This is a genomic window from Vibrio sp. 10N.239.312.C11 (assembly GCF_041466065.1).
GTDB classification, from domain to species: Bacteria; Pseudomonadota; Gammaproteobacteria; order Enterobacterales; family Vibrionaceae; genus Vibrio; species Vibrio tasmaniensis_A.
This window is the reverse complement of the sequence record NZ_JBFSRZ010000007.1, coordinates 34,257-56,204: the sequence shown is the minus strand read 5'-3', so window position 1 is coordinate 56,204 and position 21,948 is coordinate 34,257. Positions and strand designations below refer to the sequence as shown.

18 protein-coding genes are annotated in these 21,948 nt (G+C 43.9%); 9 read left to right on the top strand and 9 right to left on the bottom strand.

The features are described 5' to 3' along the window. Position 1 precedes the first annotated feature (1 nt). Complete coding sequence (locus AB6D07_RS04955) at positions 2–2,434, top strand: bifunctional diguanylate cyclase/phosphodiesterase (RefSeq protein WP_017102590.1); 2,433 nt, start codon at positions 2–4, stop codon at positions 2,432–2,434. Between the two features lie 53 nt (positions 2,435–2,487). Here the strand turns inward: AB6D07_RS04955 and AB6D07_RS04950 are convergent, their stop codons facing one another. Next, the gene (locus AB6D07_RS04950; protein ID WP_017102589.1) at positions 2,488–3,513 is read right to left on the bottom strand and encodes a diguanylate cyclase domain-containing protein; all 1,026 of its coding nucleotides are present in this window, start codon (positions 3,511–3,513) and stop codon (positions 2,488–2,490) included. A 9-nt stretch (positions 3,514–3,522) separates the two neighbouring features. Beyond that, the gene (locus tag AB6D07_RS04945; protein WP_012600765.1) at positions 3,523–3,990 is read right to left on the bottom strand and encodes a hypothetical protein; all 468 of its coding nucleotides are present in this window, start codon (positions 3,988–3,990) and stop codon (positions 3,523–3,525) included. Positions 3,991–4,357: 367 nt separating this feature from the next. Here AB6D07_RS04945 and AB6D07_RS04940 point away from each other — a divergent pair, with 367 nt between their 5' ends. From AB6D07_RS04940 to AB6D07_RS04915, 6 genes are all read left to right on the top strand, one after another. Then, positions 4,358–4,753, top strand: a complete 396-nt coding sequence (locus AB6D07_RS04940; RefSeq protein ID WP_012600766.1) for a cytochrome c — start codon at positions 4,358–4,360, stop codon at positions 4,751–4,753. A 15-nt stretch (positions 4,754–4,768) separates the two neighbouring features. Next, a complete protein-coding gene (gene ccoN / locus AB6D07_RS04935; protein ID WP_017102588.1) occupies positions 4,769–6,193 on the top strand; it encodes a cytochrome-c oxidase, cbb3-type subunit I in 1,425 nt (474 codons plus the stop codon). Next, on the top strand, positions 6,194–6,808 hold the full coding sequence (locus AB6D07_RS04930; RefSeq protein WP_009844942.1) for a cbb3-type cytochrome c oxidase subunit II: 615 nt from the start codon (positions 6,194–6,196) through the stop codon (positions 6,806–6,808). Continuing rightward, on the top strand, positions 6,805–8,961 hold the full coding sequence (locus AB6D07_RS04925) for a cytochrome c (RefSeq protein WP_017102587.1): 2,157 nt from the start codon (positions 6,805–6,807) through the stop codon (positions 8,959–8,961). The genes AB6D07_RS04930 and AB6D07_RS04925 overlap by 4 nt, the downstream gene beginning before the upstream one ends. Positions 8,962–9,223: 262 nt before the next feature. Beyond that, positions 9,224–9,451 carry a PAS factor family protein gene (locus AB6D07_RS04920; RefSeq protein WP_004730426.1) on the top strand — a complete coding sequence of 76 codons (228 nt, stop codon included), beginning with the start codon at positions 9,224–9,226 and terminating at the stop codon, positions 9,449–9,451. A 282-nt stretch (positions 9,452–9,733) separates the two neighbouring features. Then, complete coding sequence (locus AB6D07_RS04915) at positions 9,734–9,916, top strand: hypothetical protein (protein ID WP_017102586.1); 183 nt, start codon at positions 9,734–9,736, stop codon at positions 9,914–9,916. Positions 9,917–10,098: 182 nt separating this feature from the next. On the opposite strand, the gene AB6D07_RS04910 is transcribed toward AB6D07_RS04915, so the two are convergent. The 7 genes from AB6D07_RS04910 to AB6D07_RS04880 all read right to left on the bottom strand — a co-directional run bounded on the left by AB6D07_RS04910 (position 10,099) and on the right by AB6D07_RS04880 (position 19,695). Continuing rightward, on the bottom strand, positions 10,099–11,391 hold the full coding sequence (locus AB6D07_RS04910) for an alpha/beta fold hydrolase (RefSeq protein ID WP_017102585.1): 1,293 nt from the start codon (positions 11,389–11,391) through the stop codon (positions 10,099–10,101). Between the two features lie 376 nt (positions 11,392–11,767). After that, on the bottom strand, positions 11,768–12,505 hold the full coding sequence (locus AB6D07_RS04905; protein WP_017098971.1) for a DUF3726 domain-containing protein: 738 nt from the start codon (positions 12,503–12,505) through the stop codon (positions 11,768–11,770). Then, a complete protein-coding gene (locus AB6D07_RS04900; protein ID WP_032500600.1) occupies positions 12,502–14,316 on the bottom strand; it encodes a hypothetical protein in 1,815 nt (604 codons plus the stop codon). Before AB6D07_RS04900 ends, AB6D07_RS04905 begins: the two co-directional genes overlap by 4 nt. Before the next feature lie 271 nt (positions 14,317–14,587). Then, a complete protein-coding gene (locus AB6D07_RS04895; RefSeq protein ID WP_017098973.1) occupies positions 14,588–16,195 on the bottom strand; it encodes a BCCT family transporter in 1,608 nt (535 codons plus the stop codon). A 231-nt stretch (positions 16,196–16,426) separates the two neighbouring features. Then, positions 16,427–17,422 carry a membrane dipeptidase gene (locus AB6D07_RS04890; RefSeq protein ID WP_029222845.1) on the bottom strand — a complete coding sequence of 332 codons (996 nt, stop codon included), beginning with the start codon at positions 17,420–17,422 and terminating at the stop codon, positions 16,427–16,429. A gap of 208 nt (positions 17,423–17,630) precedes the next feature. After that, positions 17,631–19,091, bottom strand: coding sequence for an aldehyde dehydrogenase family protein (locus AB6D07_RS04885; RefSeq protein ID WP_004730413.1), 1,461 nt, complete (start codon positions 19,089–19,091; stop codon positions 17,631–17,633). Positions 19,092–19,296: 205 nt separating this feature from the next. Beyond that, positions 19,297–19,695 (bottom strand): RidA family protein, encoded by a 399-nt coding sequence (locus AB6D07_RS04880; protein ID WP_004730412.1) that lies wholly within the window; start codon positions 19,693–19,695, stop codon positions 19,297–19,299. 157 nt (positions 19,696–19,852) lie between these two features. Here AB6D07_RS04880 and AB6D07_RS04875 point away from each other — a divergent pair, with 157 nt between their 5' ends. Both AB6D07_RS04875 and AB6D07_RS04870 read left to right on the top strand, forming a co-directional pair. Then, on the top strand, positions 19,853–20,734 hold the full coding sequence (locus AB6D07_RS04875) for a LysR family transcriptional regulator (protein ID WP_017102583.1): 882 nt from the start codon (positions 19,853–19,855) through the stop codon (positions 20,732–20,734). Between the two features lie 811 nt (positions 20,735–21,545). Next, positions 21,546–21,947, top strand: coding sequence for a hypothetical protein (locus AB6D07_RS04870; protein ID WP_017098977.1), 402 nt, complete (start codon positions 21,546–21,548; stop codon positions 21,945–21,947). The last annotated feature ends 1 nt before the right edge of the window (position 21,948 follow it).

Here is a 21,948-nt window from a genome sequence, read left to right as displayed (position 1 = left end):
AATGCCAGTATTAAAGAAGCTCTACTTTGTGCTCATTCCTACTTTATTGTTCGTATTTGCAATAGGCGGAATGGTTACTTACAACTTAGCCTCCAACCATGCGAAACACATGTACTTAGACGAGGTGCAATCCGACGTAAACACAGCGCTAGTTGTCGCTGAGTACGAGCAACTTGGTTTATCTTTGCTTGTAAAAGATATTGGTTCATCGCTACAGTTCTTGCGATATATTCAAAACCCTAGTGACTACACAACCTTGTCCCTGCTGGAAAAAAGAGTGCTTCGCGTCTTAAACCAAAGTCACGTTAACCAGTTTGGTCAACGTAACATCTATATCGTTGACCCTAAGTTCCAGTTAACGCTATCTACGTTACGAGCAGACCCTTTCGAAGGGTTAAAAATCCCCGATAACATCTATGAAAAAATCTTCGATATCTATACCTCGTTAATCAATAAAAACGAGCTGTCTCATAAAGGCTTCTCATATATCTCTGTGAGTGGTGAACTTAGATACGCTTACGTTATTGCAATCGACCCTTACTTGCTCCCACAAGACAAACGCGCAAACGACAGCTTAAATCGATACATACTGATTGCAGATGGTCCATTAAAACAACTATCCAACTTACTAATAAAATACAACGATGATGACAATATGCAGCTTCTGATTGAGCCATCATCGAATACTGCACACATAGAGAATACGCAGTTTGTTATCAAATCGTTTGAACAAACCAAAGACAGAATCAAAGTTGAGATGAACAGCCGTCACTTCCTCGCTCAAGTTAATATTCGCGAAAAAAAATTCAATCAGGAAAAATCTATCATTGCTAAGCAGACCTTACTTGGCAGTTTGACGACACTATTCATTATTATGCTCATCGTACACATGGTGGTGCGCTACCAATTAGTACGTCCACTCAGAGAGCTGCTACACGAGATATCGATTGGCGGACTTAAACTGAGGTATTTCAAGCGTTCATCCGGGCACAGTGAAATTGATGGTTTGAAGAACGCTTACATTGATTCACTCACGGAATTAAAGTTCGAAGCTGAATTTGATCAATTAACTAAATTAGCCAACCGACGCTCGTTCATCCGACACCTCGATGTGCGTCTAAAAAGCTCGATAAGCCCTCATTGCTATCTGGTTTGCTGGGACATTATCGATTTCCGTAAAATCAATGACTTATATGGTGCAAAAGTAGGTGACAATGTACTCGTTAGTCTGGCCAAAACACTAAGAGAAACCCTGCAGAATCAACAATCCTCTTTCGGCTTCAGTTGCAGCGACTATTCAGTTGCAAGGCTAGGAGGAAACCAATTCATTGCCATATTGGAAATGGGTGAGCACCAATCAATAAACGAAGAAATTGAGAACATTAACAACACCCTAACAGGCACGACTTTCCTCGATTACTATGGTTTCAGGCTTTCAATTGCAACAGGTGTACTACCCGTCGATACCCCTAAGTTCGAGGAGATATGGCACCGATGCATCGATGAGATGCTGATTAATGCCAAAGCGCACAGTGATGGAGAAAGCCGAATCGTTTACGGCGAAGAACTACTTCATTCACTAGAAAGACATGACGTTATCGAAAAAAGGCTATTGGAGTGTTGTGAAAGCGACAACTTTGAACTTCGCTTTATGCCTATTTTCAATGCTAAGACACTTCAGATTGACGGAGCAGAATGTCTGATTCGCTGCCCTGCTCTATTTGATATAAAGGCTGGCCCGGATGAGTTTATTCCGGTCGCCGAAAGAAGTAACTTGATATCCAAACTCGACATGTGGGTCATTAGTACCGCAATAAAAAGCTATAAAGAGCTCTCTGAAATTCACAAGTACACAGGTAGCTTATCAATAAATATATCAGCAATGGAACTTTACAATCGTAACTTTGCCGACAATATTCGAAAGGTAATCGAGCGTTATCAAGTACCACCAGCCAACATCATTATAGAAATTACCGAAACCAGTTACGTTAAAAGCAGTAAACTTACAGTGCAGACTATCGAAAGTATCAGGAGCTTAGGTTTAAAAGTGTCTCTTGACGATTTCGGTACAGGCTATACAGCTTTTAACCAACTTCTTCACTACCCTGTCGATGAGCTTAAAATTGATAAAAGCTTTATCGATAATATCGTCGACGACAAAGCTGACCGAAAGATGGTCGAATCCATGGTTAACTTAGGGCACTCTTGTGACACCTTCGTTGTTGGTGAAGGTGTCGAGTCTCTCGAACAATATCATCACCTTAAAAAAGCCAACTGCGACCTAATACAGGGGTATTTTTTCAGCCAACCACTCACTTACATTGAGTTCATTGAATTTGTTCGTGACCACAATCCGCAGACTATTCTGGATCAGCAAGCCCTTTTAGAACCAAGCTCTAACGAAAGGATTGTGGCACTCAATCAGAAACAGTAGTCGTATTCCGAAAGCATGACTACTTAATAACCACGACCAAACCTTGTAGAGGCTTAGCCTTGCATCGAGGTCAACAGTTCCATCATGTCTTTAGAGCTTATGTTCTTCTTGTGCCTCACTACGGCGTCAATCATTAACTCTAAGTTACCTGCAGGGATGTAATCACTAAGCACATCGTTAAACTTGTCCTGAATTTCGTCACTCGCGTACAAATGATCAGGAATGAAGAATAAGAACTGGCTTCCACTGCTTCGGAATGAAATGGTGCTTTCAGGGATCTTGGTGGTCAAAGACTTAGCAGCCGAGCTCACCACAAGGTCCCCATATTCAAGGCCATATTTTTGATTAATCTCGGTAAGATTTCTGATTCGGACAAAATAGAGATCAAAGTTTTTGTCCTTCGAGTAGCTATTCTTAACAAATTTCATCAACGAAATTCGATTGCGAAATCCTGTAATAAAATCCGTAGAGTAGAGCTTTCTTTTAATAGAAAAATCCATATGAAAAATAATCCCAGTCAATAACAAGATGCCAACAAGAAAAACGCTACTGATCCGATGAACGGTAACCAAGTTATCAACCATTGAGGTGTTTTCTTCAATCACAGGGCTTTGTAATCGAAACTTGTCATTAATAAAATCGACGAGTGTGTGGTAGCAAATATCGACTTTTTTCTGCAGAGATTCCTTGGGCAACAACCCTTGGCTCACCAGTTTAATTGAGGATTCCAAGCTCTTAAATTTATCAAATTCCGCACTAAAATAAGGTTTAAAGTTTGCTGACTTGATGAAATTGGAGGACTCAGTACTGTTAATTAATATGTCAAAACGGCTCCACGTAATATCGTACGCTAACCATAACTCATCATAATCAATAGTTTCAGAACGGCTTACCATCAAGAAATTGGCGTATTCTTTCACCAATTGAAAAACGAACCACGTTGCCTCATTTTGTCGGGTGGAAAAACTCTTATTGATATCGTTAATGCGGGTCACACTGTAGATATTAATGGTGAGTACCACTGCCGCTAAAGATAACACGACGACTTTAATTGCAGTCAATGACAACAGCTTTTTCATACTAAGTCCTTACAAATGAATATCGCGTATCTGCCAGATCATCTTGGCATGGAAGTCAGTGTTATCAATGTCTGGAGTCGAAGAAAGTGGATATATCAACCAGTACGGACCTTTTTCTCTGACTGACATAAATTGGCCATTCTGTTTAATCGCAATGATCGGCTGGTAGTCGTCAAAGTCTTCTTTGGGCACCGCTATTTTATAGTCGTTTAGTGCAACAAAAGTTACCTGCGAGGCCATGGGTAAATCCATAGTTTCAAGCACCGTTTGTAAGGCCACACCACTATAAACCAATTCACCATCCAGCCAAGGTAATGACGTGGTGATTTCTTTTTGAGGAAGCAATAACAGCTGTTCTCGACTGAATTGATGCTTTTGCCCTAAGTGATCGAATATTGTCAGTTCCGATGCTGCAAAAATAGAAAATGAACACAGTGAAAGTATAAACAGAAGTGCAGCTCTCATTTTAAACTCCATTTTAAAAGGTCACTAATTTGAGTCTAGTTCATATTGGTCATTTGACTTGCTGAGACATTGCCTATTTTCTCAATGATGCAGTTCGAATCTTTCTCAAATAATGTTTCATTCCTGTAACCAAGTGCGAACAACACCTTCCCCTTATCTCAATAAGACTTTAATTAGCGTTCATACAAGTAATCCCCGCTTTTTAAAGGCAATGAGTAATCCAATCTTGCCACTGAATACGTACTGACTAACAAAATTGACAATAAATATGAGTCACTAAGTAGCGAGAACGCTTATGCATGCATAACCTTTACACCAAGGTGATTGTTTTCTGAGGGTCATCAAGCACTCGCTCTTTTCTTCAATAAGGGAATACGTAATGAGATTAAATAAGCAAAAGTTTAACCCCATAACCGCACTTTCCATTCTGCTAATGACGGCTGTCATGAATCCAGTTTACGCAGAATCCAACGACGAGCAGTTCGAGTTAGGAAAACAAAAAGCCAAGGTGTGTATGACTTGTCATGGCGTTGATGGTATCTCAACTCAAGATCCCTACCCAAACCTTCGAGGCCAAAAAATAGGGTATCTCATTTCCTCACTGAAAGATTATCAGACAAGGGAAAGAACCAGTGGTTTGGCGATTCTCATGCAGCAACAAGCTGACACACTTTCAGATCAAGACATCCGAGATATCTCCTACTTCTATTCAATGCTCGGCAAGGATTCAAGTTCAGTTAGCGACTCAAAAACAGACAGCAATTCAAAACTGTAGGCAAGGAGCCTTGTTATGGAACAAGTGACAACGCAGTACAGCATCAAGGTCGTGAGATACTTTATCATCGCCTCTTTAATCTGGGCGATTGTGGGTATGATCATCGGCGTGATCCTCGCCGCTCAATTGTATTGGCCTGTGCTCAATTTCGATTCTCAATATTTCCAATTTGGTCGTCTTCGCCCTCTGCATACCTCAGGCGTTATTTATGGGTTTGTGGTGAACATTTTAATGGGGACTTCACTCTATATTGCCCAACGAACTGGCCATTGCGAGCTGTTCAATAAAAGCCTGTCGTGGATGGTCTTTTGGGGGTGGCAACTTATTCTACTGTTCGCAGTCATCTCCTTGCCTGGGGGCCACACTAGCTCAAAAGAGTATGCGGAGCTTGAGTGGCCAATCGATTTAATGATTGTACTGGTGTGGGTGCTCTATGCAGTGTTGTTCTTTGGCACCCTAGCCAAGCGTAAGGTGAGCCACATCTTTGTGGCTAACTGGTTTTTCGCTGCTTTCATTATCGTTGTTGCCATGATTTTCATTGTGAACAATCTTGCGATGCCGGTCTCGGCCATGAAGTCCTACTCCGTATTCGCAGGTGCTCAAGATGCGATTGTTCAATGGTGGTGGGGACATAATGCCGTTGGTTTCTTACTGACCGCAGGTGTGATTGGTATGAACTACTATTTCATACCTAAAGCGGCGGACCGACCTATCTACTCATACCGTTTGTCTGTGATCCATTTCTGGGGCTTGGTCGGCTTTTACACATGGGCCGGAACGCACCACTTAGTCTACTCTTCCGTTCCCATCTGGATTCAGAACATCGGAATCGTGATGTCATTGATCCTGTGGCTCCCTTCTTGGGCCGGTGCGTTTAATAGCGCAATGACCCTTCTACAAAACAAAGAAAAGCTGAAGTCCGACTACATTCTTTTATTCTTTTTCTCAGCGGTTCTTTACTACTGCTTGGCAACATTCGAAGGCCCGCTACTTGCTATTCGCTGGTTCAACATGGTGGCACACAACACCGAATGGATAATCGGCCACGTACATTCCGCAGCACTCGGATGGGTGGGAATGTCAGGGATAGCGGTTTTTTACTATTTCATTCCGCGCTTATGGGGCCAAACCGATCTTTGGTCACGACGACTGATTAAGTGGCACTTCTGGCTTGCTCATGCTGGCGTCGCCATTTATGCGATTGCGCTTTGGGTTGCGGGTATCGGTGAAGGTTATATGTGGCTCGCTCAAAATGAAAATGGCGAACTGATATATAGCTTTGTAGAGGCTATGGACTTTAAAGCACCTTGGTTGTTCTTACGATTCTTTGGTGGTGCACTGTTTGTTCTGGGTTTATTCCTAATGGCATTTAACTTATTTAAAACCGTTCGTATGCCAGTAGTACATAACGCTAAACACGCCGTTAATGAGGGAGCTTGAATGATGAGTAAAGACTTTACACATTCAATCGTCATTTTAATTTTGACCACCGTTGTCGTCGCTTCCTTCTCTCTGTTGGTTTGGGTAGTGCCTAGCATTGTCCGTGGAGACGATATTGCCAAAGGCAGCTTAGCGATGCCACTCACACCGATAGAGTTAGCAGGCCGAGACATATACATCAGTGAAGGCTGCCATGTGTGTCACACCCAAATGGTTCGTCCTCTAGAGCCTGAAGTGAAACGTAATGGTCGCCCAAACAAAGAAGCAGACGACATCTACGAATTTCCTAACTTGTGGGGTTCTAAGCGTACAGGTCCGGACCTCACTAACTTAGGAAGAAAGTATTCTGACCAGTGGCATGCTATTCACTTAATTGATCCTCGAAAAGTCGTACCGACATCGATCATGCCCGCCTACCCTTGGTTATTTGAACAGACTCTGTCTGGCGACGACATAAGCGACAAAATGGAAACCCTCCGCATACTTGGCGTTCCTTATACTGACCAAGAAATAGGTGACGCCCGATTACAAGTAAGAGGGAAAACCAAAGGTGAAGCTCTGATCCGCTATCTACAAAGCCTTGGTAAAGATACGTCACAGGAGGTATCACAATGAGTGCATTTTGGAATCTATGGGCGGTAATTTTAACCTTAATCTTTTTCGTTCTTATGGTGTCTGTTGTCGTTAAATATTGGCGTAGCAATCACCAAGCCGATCAAGACCACACCCTTGGTACTTTTGATGGCATTGAAGAAAAAGATGCGCCACCGCCAAAACTACTCTTTGTCAGCTATGCTATTGCCTTTCTATTGTCTGCTGGCTATTTGGTGCTCTACCCCGGGCTTGGTGAATGGGAAGGGTTAGTCGATTGGAAGCAAAGTGACGACAAACTCAGCTCACCCAGCACAACGTTAAACGAGCAATTCTCTCAAACAACGGAAAACACCCTCGAAGGATTGTCTGGCATACCCGAAATAGTAAACAGCGGACAAATCTTGTTCCAAACTCACTGCGCGGCTTGTCACCGCGACAACGCTCAAGGTCAGAAACACTTCCCTAACCTTATTGACCAAGAATGGCTATATGGTGGTAGTGATGAAGCGATCATTCATTCGATCGCCAAAGGGCGAAATGGCGCGATGCCGGGTTGGAGCGAGATAATGCGCCCCGATGAAGTGGCTAAGGTTTCTTACTACTTAGCTTCGCTCAATCAACGCCATACCGATGTTCCAGAAGTAAAAGTTAAAGTCGGCAAAGAGCTGTTTGCAAAATATTGTTCATCTTGTCACGCCGATGGTTCTATCGCGAATCCGGCGATCGGCGTCCCTGATCTTTCCGACGATATTTGGCTGCATGGCGGCAGTATTGAAGAGATTCAGCACACTATCAACAAAGGCTTGAACAACCTGATGCCTGCGTTTGATAAACAGCTTACGGAAAACGAGATACTCGCACTGGGTGCTTACATTCGACACGCGGGCTCAGAGCAACAGCAAAGACTCGCGAATCTAGAAGCTCAGTCTGTTGAACGTGGTGAATATCTCGCTTATGCCGGTGACTGCGTTGCGTGTCATAGTGCCGAAGGTGGCGAACCTTTTGCTGGTGGGCTGCCTTTTGTGACCCCTTTTGGTACCGTTTATTCAACCAATATTACGCCACACACAACGGAAGGTATTGGGACTTACGACTTTGAGGACTTCCGAGCTGCATTAGTCGCCGGCAAGGGTAAGAACGGTTATCTATACCCTGCTATGCCGTACACCTCTTATCAATACCTCACCGACCAAGACATGGTCGACTTGTGGGAATACATGCAGTCAATCACCGCGGTGCCTCGTCGCAATGACGACAACAGCATGATGTTCCCATCGAACATTCGCTTAGGTTTGCTTGGCTGGAACATCGTCTTTATGGATACCGACCCGATCGACTACCAAGTGCCTGAAGAGCTTAAAACGGAAGTCGAAAACGTCGAGAAATGGCAGCAAGGGAAATACTGGGTGGCTGGCCTTGGCCACTGTTCTGAGTGCCACACGCCACGAAACATTGCCCAAGCGCTGATACCAGAACGTATTTTCCAAGGTAACTTGATTGACGGTTGGAATGCGCCCGATATCACGGCCAATGAGCTGTACATCGATGGTTGGGATGAAGCGACACTCACCGATTTCTTACACACGGGTCACTCAGACAAAGGGACTGCTTTTGCGGGCATGGCAGACGTAGTGAAAAACAGCCTAAGCTTGATGACGCGTGAAGATATCGAGTCGATGTCCTACTACCTACTCAGCGGTGACATCAACAACACCATTAGCAGTGACGCCGTTCCGTTGCAGCCCAAAGGGTTTGACGAAGACTCTTACGCGACTGACATTTACACCACGTATCGCCAGACATGTGGAGCCTGTCATGGTGACGATGGTAAGGGACGTGACCCTATCGCCCCTACTCTGTTGAATAACGGCATCATCATGCACAGCGATCCATTCAACACCATCGCAGTAACTGTGCGTGGCCTACAACCCACCTATCTCGACAAAGACAGAAACTTCATGCCAATGGCAAGCTTTGAAGATGTGCTGTCGGATCAAAGATTGGCTGAGTTGATCACCTTCGTGCGATTGCACCTTGGAGATAGAGAGGAACCAGTAACGGCAGAGCACGTTCGAGAGGTAAGAGAAACTCTTGAAGCTGCAGGTTACGCTGGAGGGTTACACACCACACCTGAAATGTACGAAAGTCGAGATAAGAACATTAACATTCGCTAGGTTCTGTACGTATTCAATTTACTCGGTAAGCAGCAACAATACGTTACTTCTATCACGGCTTAATCAATTAAAAGGAGACCAGCGTGTCTCCTTTTCTTTGTTATCAAGCCGACACTCTAAACGATTGAGACCACAACACAATTATAACTAACTGATTACACAATTAAGCAGAGCTGCACACAATGCGATCAATCTCGCAGAACAAATACAGTACCAGGTGCATAATACGCAAAATTTTATAAAGGTGCAGCAGAGGACAGATATGGATACAACTACACTCATCTACGATACATTGGAAGGTCTGTCGAGCGCAAAGCCACAGCAACACGCTCAAATCCGCCAAAATCTATATAACCAATTAGATTTATCATTTGAGAAGCAGTTGGCTTTGTATTCATCAGTTCTTGGTCCAGCAAGTGCTGGTAGATTGACCGATTTGGATAGCGCAGTGATGTCTGCACGCAAGATTGTTGGCTTAGAAAACAGCTAAGTAATCTTCAACCGCTCTCAACTTTAACGCTGCCACTGTGCAGCGTTTTTTATGGATGCCATTTACGATAAGTACCGTTGGTTACGATGAATGCAGTTAGGTACGATAAATGCAGTTAGGTACGATAAATACTGTTAGTTAAGATCAGTTCAATAAGGTCTGTTTTTCAAGTTACACGCATTCTCATTTGGTTAATCTTATGTTCCATTTTTAACAGGTGTGCAACCTCAACAATGGCGCTAATGTTAGTAGCACGTTAACCACACATCGGATTGAAGAATCATGAGAGTACTTATTGAATATACACAAACAGGCAAATACCGTGATCATGCGTGGGAAGCACTAACTATTCGTTCCAAGGGCGAAGTTCAAGCTGTGACTCCCTCTTATGCGGCTCAACTTATCGAACAAAACCGCGCCAGCTTATCGACCACCGAAAATCAAGATATCGTCATCCAACCTTAATGGCTTCAAGGGCTACCCCTCCTAGTTCCTTAAATCGAATAGTTCGATGACATAAAAAAAACGCTGCACGGATGCAGCGTTTCCTTGTTTCTAGCGTAGATAGCCTCTAACGTACATAATTTTCGTAGATAGCTTCTAACATAGATAGCTTCTAACGTAGATAACCTACGCAGAGAGTTTGATTATTTTGGCAGGTTCTCTAACGCATCAACCATCGTCATTAACTTATCGACAATTCGTTCACCATCCATTCTCAAACCATTGTGCTCATACTCGTTGGTAATCCACGCTTTTGAGTTTGGAATGTTCTCCAGCGTTTCGCGGCTGTAATCCAGCTCAACGTACATGTCATCCGCGTAAACCGCACACGCCATTGGAACCGTATTCTTACTCAGCTGTTCTGCGTTGTACAAGGTGCCCCAGTCCGACTTCTCGGCCAACATGTTTGCCGCTTCGCGTAATGGCTTCAACGTTTCTAGTTGGTCGAACATCCATGGGTACACCATTTCTCCGGTAAACCAGAACTCGCAACCCGATTGGTAGTTAAAGTGTGGGTACTGCTCGCGTACTCGGTGTGCAGACCAGTTAGACGCTGCACCTTGGCAGTAAATCGATTCATGCAAAATAGCGTAGATTGGGTTCGTTAGGTAGCCCTGCTCTTGCTGCATTTGATTTAAGAAGCTGTAGCTCAACTGCTTTTGACCATTCACTTCAACAAACGCACTTTCCAGTGTGAAGTACATAGGAAGGTTCGCTTCGCCGCCACCAAGATTAATGCCAATAAGCTGGAACTGTTCAACGGTAAACACCTGACCGTTTGGCAGTCTCACATCATTGTTAAGCAGGTAATCAGAGATCTCACGACACATAGCTTGTGCTAGTGGGAACTGAGCAAAAAAGGCTCTGTTTTTGTCTTCTACACGCTTGTAAGTCGCACGATAAACATCGTCAGCTTCGCGCTCAATAGACGGAATGCCGCCCGTCACATAACAGCGCTGCAAGCTCTGTGGAAACAGTGACAAATAGCTCAGTGTACAGAAGCCACCGAAGCTTTGACCAATCGTCGACCATTGTTTAACACCGAATTGCTCACGAATCGCTTCGGCGTCACGAACAATGTTATCCGCTCTGAAATGCGTTAAATATTCGACTTGTTGTTCTGGAGACAGATGGGCCAATGTTTCATGGCTGATCACCGTGCTATTGCCAGTACCACGTTGGTCAAGAAGCAGAACACGATAGTTTTGTAATGCACGCTTTAGCCAACCTGATTGACCGCTCACTCGTGGAGATGGAAAGCCTGGGCCGCCCTGAAAGTAGATAAGCCACGGCAGCTCTTGCGCATCTTTAGCGAGATCAACCAGCTCACGTGCGAAGACTTGGATCTGTTGTCCATCTTTGGCTTGGTAATCGAGTGGCAACTCAAAAGAGTGCTGACGATACAGGGTGGTTCCATCAATAAAGTTAGCTTGCACGCTTCATTCCTTTTATCTGATTCTAATGTCATCGGTACGAATAAAAATGGCGCCCGTTGGCACCTAGAATTAGCAAGATACGCATAGTGGCTTGTAAAAGAAACCGTTTGTTTAACATGAATGTGAAGGTGCTTCGTTTAATTGTTCAATTACCTCTCAACGGGTAACAACGTGTGTCAAAACAGTCAATTTAGAATAGGTAAATCCAGCGAGAGATCAAAAGAGTGAAGCAAAAAAAGAGGGACAAATAAAAAGAGCTTAACGAGGTGAGGATACGTTAAGCTCTTTGGTTTTATCTGTTTTGATAAACTAACTAGCTTACTCGCTGATAATCTATCGAACCTGTTAGTTCTAATGAACCTATTAAATCTAGCGACTACGAAGCCGTCAGTTCACCTGCACCTTGAGTCGAACGTTCGCTGCTCTGAACTAAAATTGCGGTAGCAGTCTCTTTCAGTGCTGCCCACTCCCCATCATCAACCTCAATGCCATCGTTCCACGCTTTCTCTTGAGTTTTAAAAAGCGCTTCTGATTCAATGTGTGTTTGGTAGCCATCTGACAAACGTTCGATATCGAAATCCTGGACGGAAAGTTCGATGGTCATATTGTGGATATGTTCGTACGATACCAGTGGCAAATCTGATAAAAACAGTTCCGGAGCAACGCAACCACGATTAAGAACATACAAAGTGCTCTTAGGGTTAGAACCGTTATCCCAACGTGCCATGCACGCAATACCTTTCGCAGCTAACTTTACAAGCTCGCTGTACGCCAACCAACGGTTGTGGCAATTATTTAACTCAATTTTCAGCGTCTTTTTACCGACCATTTTTTCAATGGCGTAATCGATAACCACAGGAAGGTGACACGCTAAGCTCGCCTTGTGCAGGTCGACTTCAACAGTGTTATCGCTGCGCACTTGAATGTCTACAGGGCAATCGTCTTCTAACCCCATAAAGTTGCTCGCATTATTAAAATGACGAACACCATCCAAGCCAACCATCTGTAAATCTGCCACCATGTTCGCTATCACATCGGCTTCACCACATGTACGACGCATACCCAAAAAGGCTTTATTAACGGCCGCTACCAGTTCATTGTGAGAAACGATCATAACGATTTACCTCCATGTTGAGCGTTGATATGTGTAGGAACTTGATTTGAGTCAGCGAGCTCCGCTTCACTTGGTGCTTCACTTGGTAAGACTGGGAACACCCATTCGTCCTGATGAATTTCATCAAGCAGTGGCGCACCTTGGAAAAACGTCACTCGTACCCAACGATCTGAGCGAGGATCAAATTTAGTCGCACCAAACATTGCTAGCTTACAACGCAGTAAGTGCATTGGTGGCGAATCTTGATGCAGCACATTCATTTGAATGTCGCCCATCGCTTTGTTACCTAGCGTCCACACACGGCGCGCAATTGCACGGTGTTGCGGCTGTTTAACAAGGAATTCGGCCAATGAAAGCTCAGGCGCAAATTGCAATAAAGCATGGTACAAACGATAAGCTTGACGGCCAATATCCAACGGCAGTTCACGCTCTTCACCCAACTCTTCGCCTCGAACTCCGAGCCTTGGCTCTTCTTTGTCTTGAGAGCGATACCAGAACCAGTAGTTGTTTTCTGCTTTAGTAAAGTCGGTCGTGATCGCCCAACGGTACTTTTCTTCTAGTACAACCAGAAGGTCTTGAATCTTTTTGCCGCTAGGAAGCGACAGTGTTTCGCTGCAATTCATTTGCTCTTGATGGGCGTCCACTAATTCTGGGTACAATTCCATCAAACATGAGATAAGGATTTCTTGGGCTTCCATACTCATTTGCTTAGATTGCTCGACTAACTGCGACCATGTATCGCACAGGCTGACAGAAGCTTCTAATGATTGTTCTGTGTGCTTCAAATCATCAACAGCAGCTTTGTTCAGCTCTTGTTGTGTTTCATTGATAGTAACGACTTGTTCTAAATGACAAATCGCTTTTTTAACTAAGGTACGTAGTGGCCCGATCAACGCCGTATTAGTCTCACTGGACAACACGCCCGCCAATGCATGTTCACGGGTCGTCATCCACTGATCGACAATACTAGGGTGGTTAATAAGGTATGGCGCCATGCCTAAACCAGTTGCATTACCAACACCAAGGTAACGTTGTAATCCTCGATGCAAGGTAATCGCTTGTTCACCGCCTTGTTGCTCTGCTAGGTAATGAACCCAGTCTAAGCTGAACTCACGCAGCATATACACCGCACACATTTGAGCGCTAAACGACTGATTGAAATCTTCATTTTTCTCTAAGATTTTAAAATCAGCGATGCCAAATTTGCCATTACCATAAACGGCAGTGGTTCGCAGGATGTAGCCTACTTCAGCCAGTTCTTTGGGCGTTGGTTGAACACCTTTAGCCAGGTGACTAACGATATGTTCAAACACACGTACACTTTTGTTTGCACGCGCTAAAACAAGCACATTGTTAGGATTACGGCCGGCTTCTTGAAGCGGTACATTCGCACGAAGTCTTTCAAGTAGGGTGACATCAACATCACCAAGAACAAGTGCAAACGTTACGTCCCACTTTTCAGCAATTACACGGTCATTTCGTTCGTCATCTGCAATCTCATCGCAGAAAACAACCAGATGATAAACATGGTTTGGCGTCGCAAGCTTATAGATAACATGACCAAAACCTTGAGCGTCTAATTGCCACTCATGTTTCGTCACTTTCCATTCTTGCTGGGCCATTTTACGAATCAGAGTTCTAACGAAGCTGATACGTGTTTGGTGCATTGCACCTAGCCTTTCCGGTGCCATGACGACAGTCGCGTCACGTAGTGCTGATTCAGTGTAGGTAGAACGATGTGCATCCATTTTGCTCACCACCTTATAGTTATAGGATTTTGCTAGCCATTCAGAACCGATCGTTGCCATCATTTGAAGCATTCGTTTTTACAGTGTGTTGGTTAGCTTTCACGTTATTTGGGGTAAGTGAACTCACCCCTTATTATTTGTCCTGACTAGATCGATTGACCTAAATACGTGCCGCCCGGTGTATCTTCACCAGTACGGGTTTCCTCTTCCTTTCGGAATCTTGTGTCAGCCTTCTTTCAAAGGCTGACACCTTGTTTCTCTTTCATTTTTAGAGAGCGTTTTCTCTGCAGGCTCTTTTCTTTACAGACCCTGCTCTTTTATAAACTCGGCTCTTCTACAAACCCTGTTCTTTTGCCATCTTGATTGCGATTTGAGGCGCATTCCAGAGCGATGGCAGTAAGATTATGGACACTGGTACCGCTGTGATTACGATGAACGATTGCAGCGCTGAAATGCCGCCAGAACCTAGGGAAATCAGAATCAATGCCGTTACCCCCATCATCACACCCCAGAAAGTACGAATAATTGCGTTAGGCTCAGTCTCACCACTGACTACCACACTGATGGTGTAAGTCATCGAATCACCGGTCGTTACGATGAAGATCGTGGTTAAGATCAAGAACAGAATAGAGATAAGCATTGGCATAGGTAGCTGCTGAGTTACCGCCAGTAGCGCGCCTGGTAAGTTGAAGCCTTCGAACGCTTTACTTACGCTGCCTGGATCTGCAATTTCGAACGCAAGACCAGAGCCACCAACAATCGTGAACCAGAAGCAAGTTACAAACGGTGCGATAAGGCTAATGGTTGATACCAATTGGCGAATACTACGACCGCGTGAAATACGAGCGATGAAGATTGCCATCATTGGGCCGTAACCTAAGAACCAACCCCAGAAAAACACTGTCCACCAGCTTAACCAACCTTCATCACCACGGTATGTTGCCATTGGGATGAAGTTATCTATCATGCTGCCTACACCTTGAATGTAGCCATTGAAGATGAAGTTCGTTGGACCGAAGATAAGGATGTAAATCATCAATGCCATTGCTAAAATTACGTTGTAACGACTTAGCATTTGCATTCCGCGGTTGAGACCACTTAATGCCGACAATGTGTAAAGCACGATAGCGAACAAGATAATGATTAGCTGAGTTGTGAAGCCATCTGGAATACCAAACAGTTCATTCAGAGCGTAGCTGACTTGCAAGCCCAAGAAGCCAATCGGACCGATAGTACCCGCCGCTACAGCGACAATACAACATGCATCAATCAGTGCGCCGGTATGGCCTTTCAGTGCTCTTTCGCCCAAAACTGGGTAAAGCAAAATACGAGGTTTAAGAGGCAAGCCTTTGTCGTAGTGAAGGTGCATAACCACGATAGACGTTAAGCTGCCCACAATAGCCCATGCTAGGAAACCCCAGTGCATGAATGATTGTGATAAAGCATTCACTGCGCCTTGCTGTGCGTTTTCTTGTGCACCATACAACGGTGGTGGGTTAACGTAGTGTGCGATAGGCTCTGCTGCCGCCCAAAATACACCACCGCCCGCAAGTAGCGTACAGAAGATGATTGCCATCCAACGGAAGCCATCCATTTCAGGTTTCGCGATGCCGCCTAGGATAACCTTGCCTGTTCGCCCTGCCGCCAGGCCAAGACCAATAAGAAAAGTCAGAAGAAGAAGCATTTGCCAATAAGGGCCGAACACTTTTACCGACCAAGCAAAGCCTGTATTTACTAAGCTTGATAGCAGCTCGCCATCAAATAAAGCAAGCGCCACGAACAGAGCGATAAAACCGCCGCTGTACCATAATGCTGGGTTGGTAAGTCCTAATTTGTCTGAAGTCGATTCAGACTGGTTTGTGTTACTCGTTTTGTTGCTTGCTGTGTGTGCTTGACCCGCATTTACGTTTGAAGATTTCACGCTATTGGTTAAATCAGACATACTCTGACTCCAGAGGTTTCTTTGCAGCTGTCATTTTAATGATGACTACAAGAGGTGTATTTAACACCTGCCCTATTGTTTTTTGTGTTGGGCAGGCTAATCCATGTTTGGGTTACCGCGTTGCGAAATAGACCGTTGTTCCTTTTGAATAGTTAAATTGGTAACAACAGCACTTCTAAATGAAGGTTAATTAGAAGGCTGCTAATTCGATGATTACTAGTGAGAAAGCACTTAACCCTTACTTTGAGGCTCTAGGCCATCTTTCAAGAAGTTAAACCAGTTTTCTCCCAAGACTTGCCCAGCTTCAGACTCGCTGAAACCATGACGCATCAATCCGTTATAAATATTTTCCATACCCGCACTACCACAGAACCAAGGCAACGCATCTGGCCAACCTGAGTTGTTCGCAGAGCCTTCACCGTAGTCCATTGCTTTAGACCAACGACCATTTCTCATCCATTCAAGAACGGCTTGAGGTTGGTTTAAGCATAGGTCACTACCAATACCTAGGTGTTCAACGCCAACCATGTCAGCGGTAGTCGCAACCATTTGGCAGAAATCTTCCAACGTACATTGGCTGCCATTTGGTAGGTGGAATGGGTATAAGCTGAATCCGATTAAGCCACCGCGTGCGGTTAGGGCTTTAATCACATCATTTGATTTGTTTCGTAGTGCATCATGAGCAAACGTTGGGTTCGCGTGGCTGATACAAATAGGACGAGAAGACAGGTCAATCGCTTCAAGTGTTGAGCGTTCAGCGCTGTGTGACATATCGATGATCATGCCAACTCGGTTCATCTCTTCGATCGCTTGCTTACCAAAGCGAGTAATACCTGTGTCGTTCTTCTCGTAGCAACCCGTCGCCAATAAACTCTGGTTGTTGTACGTCAGTTGCATGATCAAAAGACCTTGCTGACGCATTACTTCGATAAGACCAATCTCATCGTCGATTGGAGAACAGTTTTGAGCACCTAGAAAAATGCCGACTTTGCCTGTCGCTTTTGCAGTTTCCACATCAGCCATTGAATGAATCGGCATGATAATGTCTGCGTTCTGCTCGAATCTTAAGTTCCATTCTGCAAAGCGAGATAAGGTTTCACGAGCTGTCTCGTGGTAAACCGCGGTAGCGTGAACTGCTGTAATGCCGCTCGCCTTTAGTGTTTGGAAATATTCTCTGTTCCAATTGCAGTATTGCAATCCATCTATAACAATCCGTTGCTGGTACATAACCACTCCTATTGAAAGCTCAGTGTTCTAGCTCGGTTTTGAAAACACGCTCAAATAACATGTTTTCAAAAATGGGTTAAATCACTTGTCTAATTCGTTTGCTGCTTTGGTTGGGATGTTGGCCTGACTCGGTGAATCAGGCCAATTCGATAGCTGGATAGCTAGAGACTTAATATCTTCAGCTATCCAATTCTTATATAGAAGTTGATTAGTAAGGACGCTGGTAAGCTGTCTTCACTACTGTGTAGAACTCTTTCGCGTACTGACCTTGCTCACGAGGACCGAAGCTAGACTCTTTACGACCACCAAACGGTACGTGGTAATCGGTGCCTGCTGTTGGTAGGTTCACCATCACACAACCTGTTTGCGCTTGTTGCTTGAACATTGCGCTAGTACGTAGGCTTTGAGTAATGATGCCGCCCGTTAGACCAAAGCGAGTATCGTTTGTTGTCGCGATAGCTTCTTCTAGGTCAGCTACACGAATCACGCTTGCCATTGGTGCAAACACTTCTTCTTGGTTCACTTCCCAATCGTTCTTAGTATTCAAGAACAGCGTTGGAGACATGTAGAAGCCTTCATGTTTCATGCTTAAGCGTTCACCACCAAATGCTAGCTCACCGCCGCTTTGACGTGCTTTCTCAACCCAACCTAGGTTTGCTTCAAGTTGGTTACCGTCAACAACAGGGCCCATGAACACACCGTCTTCTAGTGCGTGACCCACTTTAAGCTCGCTCATACGTTTGATCAGTGCTTCAACGTATTGGTCGTGAATGCCATCCATAACCACTAGACGAGAAGATGCTGTACATTTTTGACCCGCGCCAGAGAACGAACCTGCGATAGTCGCATCAACAGCTGTTTGGATATCCGCATCATCAGCAACCACAAGTGCGTTCTTACTGCCCATTTCTAGTTGGCAACGAACGAAGTTTGGCGCTGTAGCCGCCGCAACCTTACGACCTGTATCAACAGAACCGGTAAAGCTCACACCATTCACTTCTTTAGAGTTGATCAGTGCATCACCTACTTTTGAACCACTACCTAGAACAAGGTTAAACGTGCCTGCTGGCATGCCTTGACGGTGGATAATCTCAGTTAGCGCAACCGCACTTGCTGGTGTTAGGTTTGCTGGTTTCCAGATAACGCTGTTACCGAAAGCAAGCGCTGGAGCGATTTTCCAAGCAGCAGTCGCGGTCGGGAAGTTCCAAGGAGAGATGATGCCGATAACACCCACCGCTTCACGAGTCACTTCTACAGAAACGCCTGGGCGTACTGATTCTGCGTTGTCGCCAATTTGACGAAGCACTTCAGCCGCAAAGTACTGGAAGAACTGGCCTGCACGGTAAATTTCGCCACGACCTTCAGCAAAAGGCTTACCTTCTTCACGAGAAAGCAACGTACCTAGCTCATCACAACGTGCAATCAGCTCATCACCGATTGCTTGAAGTACTGCTTGCTTACGTTCAATAGGCGTTTTTTCCCACTCTGGTTGAGCGTGCTTCGCCGCTGAAATCGCCTGTTGAACTTGGTCAGCACTTGCTTGTGCGAAGTTACCGATGTTTTCAGAAATATCTGATGGGTTAATGTTCGCAACGGTACTTACACCCGCTTGCCATTCGCCGCCAATGTAAAGTGCGTTTTCTGCTTGAACATTCTGTAATTGAGTCATCATTCTGTCCTTGTAACGGTTAGGTTGCGTTTGAGCCTGGCAACCATCTGATTAATGAATAAAACGTTAATTTATATAAGAAATAACGTTTAAATCTTGTATCTAAAACTGAACCAAGACGCTTGTATCAATAAAGATCTTTACAGACTAATTTCTTTACAAACAAATAACTTTAATCCGCAAATTGCCTCAGTTCACAGTATCTTTATTCAGGTTGAGAGGCTGATGCGTAAACCACGAACTCAACCAACATTTCTTCTCTTGCTAACCCTGCAACGACGACCGCAGCACGGTTTGGATAAGGTGCATTGAAGTATTCTCCGTATACGCTGTTTACCGTTTTTAGATATTCACGGTCTGTCACGTAAATCAGAACTTGCAGCACTGAATCCATAGATTCGCCTGCACACTCCAATGTATGAACAAGGTTGTTAAAAGTCTGACGCGTTTGCGCTTCGATACCGCCTTCTACTACTGCGCCTGTTTCATCAATTGGAATCTGCGCTGTGTATAGAGTGCCGTTATTAACGATTGCCCACTCTAGTGGTGCTTTTGAAGCGAAAAGCTCGGTTTTTACTGGGTGTTTTTTAGTTTGTGCGTTCACGATTCCATCCAACTTTGTAACAACTATGTTTCAAGATGGTTAAATACTGCACCTTGACGACTGATAAATCTAACGGTAAATTTTGTGCAATTGATAAATAAAATCTATCACCTTGCGAAAAGTAAGGTATAGCAAGGGCTAGAGAAGGATCAGTGCCATGAGTATTAAGCTACAACAGTTAAAACATTTTGTTTTAGTGGTCGAAGAAGGCGGATTTCGAGCAGCATCTCACCGCGCAAATCGCTCACAAGCGGCACTTTCTACGTCGATAAAAGAGCTAGAAAAAATACTTGGTCAGCCACTGTTTGAAACAGGCAACAAATCAACCCTGACACCTTTCGGGGAAATATGCCTGCCAAAAATCATTCAATTCCTGAATGTTTACAAAGCATTAGACAATGACCTACGCGCAGCCGCGGCAGGACAACAAGGAAGAGTTCGAATAGCAAATGTCCCATCAGTAGCGGCAAAATTAATCCCTAGTGTTTTAGGGGCTTTTTGTGAACAGTACCCGAATGTTGAGGTAAGCTTAATTGATGATAATGCGGCGGGTGTAGAAGCAAGATTACTGTCTGGAGAGGTAGACGTTGCCCTCGGAAATAGCTCCCATTTAGAAGAAGAGAGCATCGACTTCACGCCTTTACTTTCCGATCCTATTGGTGTGGTCTGCCTCAAAGACAACCCTATCGCCTCTCAACGAGAGGGAATAGAATGGCAAACTTTGTTAAAACAACCCTTCATTCGCAACGGGACTTGTACCCTACTTGACCCAACACCTGCACGAATGCTCAGCGAACAGGCTCTGTATTCAGTAGAGAACATCACTTCGTTGTTTTCGGTGTTAGAACTCGGGATAGGCGTGACCACGCTACCTAAGTTGGCTTTCCCGACCAATGAAACCCGCTTGGTGTGGATTCCGTTGATTGACCCACCTTTACAGCGTCAAATCGGTATTTTCAGATTGTCTGATCGTACGATCTCGCCACAAGCGCAGGCTTTTCATGACTTATGTATTCAATATTTAAGTTATGAGGACTAATAGAGGGGCATGATTGAGTTTGTTTGCTTAAAAAGCGGTTGTTAGAGCAACACATCAAGAAATTCCAGCTCGAATCTCCAGACTTTGGCCTTTCTATCTTGGGCTTAGTGCCCTAACCTTCAGATTTTTGCCCTATCTTCAGCCCCTTACATCCATGTGAGGAGCTGAATTTCTTCCGTCATATTCATCTTAAAGGCCTATTTGTCCGTTTCGAATCGCCAGAAAGACGTTAAGAATGAAGTCGTGACAAACTATTTTGAAAAATAATCACTTCCAGATAGAGAACGCTGTATAGATAAATAACTCAATGCACGAAGGCTTTCATCGCTAACTAAACTTGCTTTATCCACTTGTAGAATCACACTCAACAATCAACTTATAAATGACGCTAAGTGTTTGAATATACGTAATTGATAAGATCGTAACTTGCCCAATTGGTATCTAAATTTTTTGCACAAAAACGCTCCTTTTCACTAAAAATAAAGCATTTAAAATTTTCATGAATAAAGTTATTCAACTATTACTTTCATAAATGAAAAACATTCATTTCAAAAATGGAATTATTGATGTCGCTTTTTGTCGTTTTGATCACATAATTTTAGGCGTAGTTTATATTTTGTCGAAACGATAGCGAATTAGTTTTTATCGTTTAATTTCGTCAGGAGATATAAAGCCAGAAAGATTATTTCTTTGTTAACAAGTAAAGGTTTATTAACAAGTCAAATTGCTATTAACAAGTAAGTGCTAGTAACAAAAACATATTCAAACTGTGTTTTATATTGACTTACACTGTTAAATATAGGGTTTTATTATGAGGCTTAATGGGATAAGTAGCGACATCCTTGTTGCTGCTAAAAGAGTTATTCTCTGCCAAATAGTATTAGCCGTCGGTGTAGTTTTATATGAAGTGTTTTTTGGTAATAAAGTAGATATGGAGTCTTCAGCTTTGGGTGTCGTAATCGCGATGTTACCACCGCTGTTTGGTTTTATATATGCAAGCCTAAAGGTGCACAAGAATCCTAATTATAGTTTACGTGACTTAATGCAAATGAGTCGTGTCGTGAAAATAACCTATACGTTCTTAATGTTTATCTTGGCATTCCAGTTTTTTAAATTGGATAACCCAGTAATATTATACGCGTACATTTTCACAATGATTGGGTACTTCTTAACACCATTTATTACTGCCTCTACAAGATCGGAGTACGTGTAGT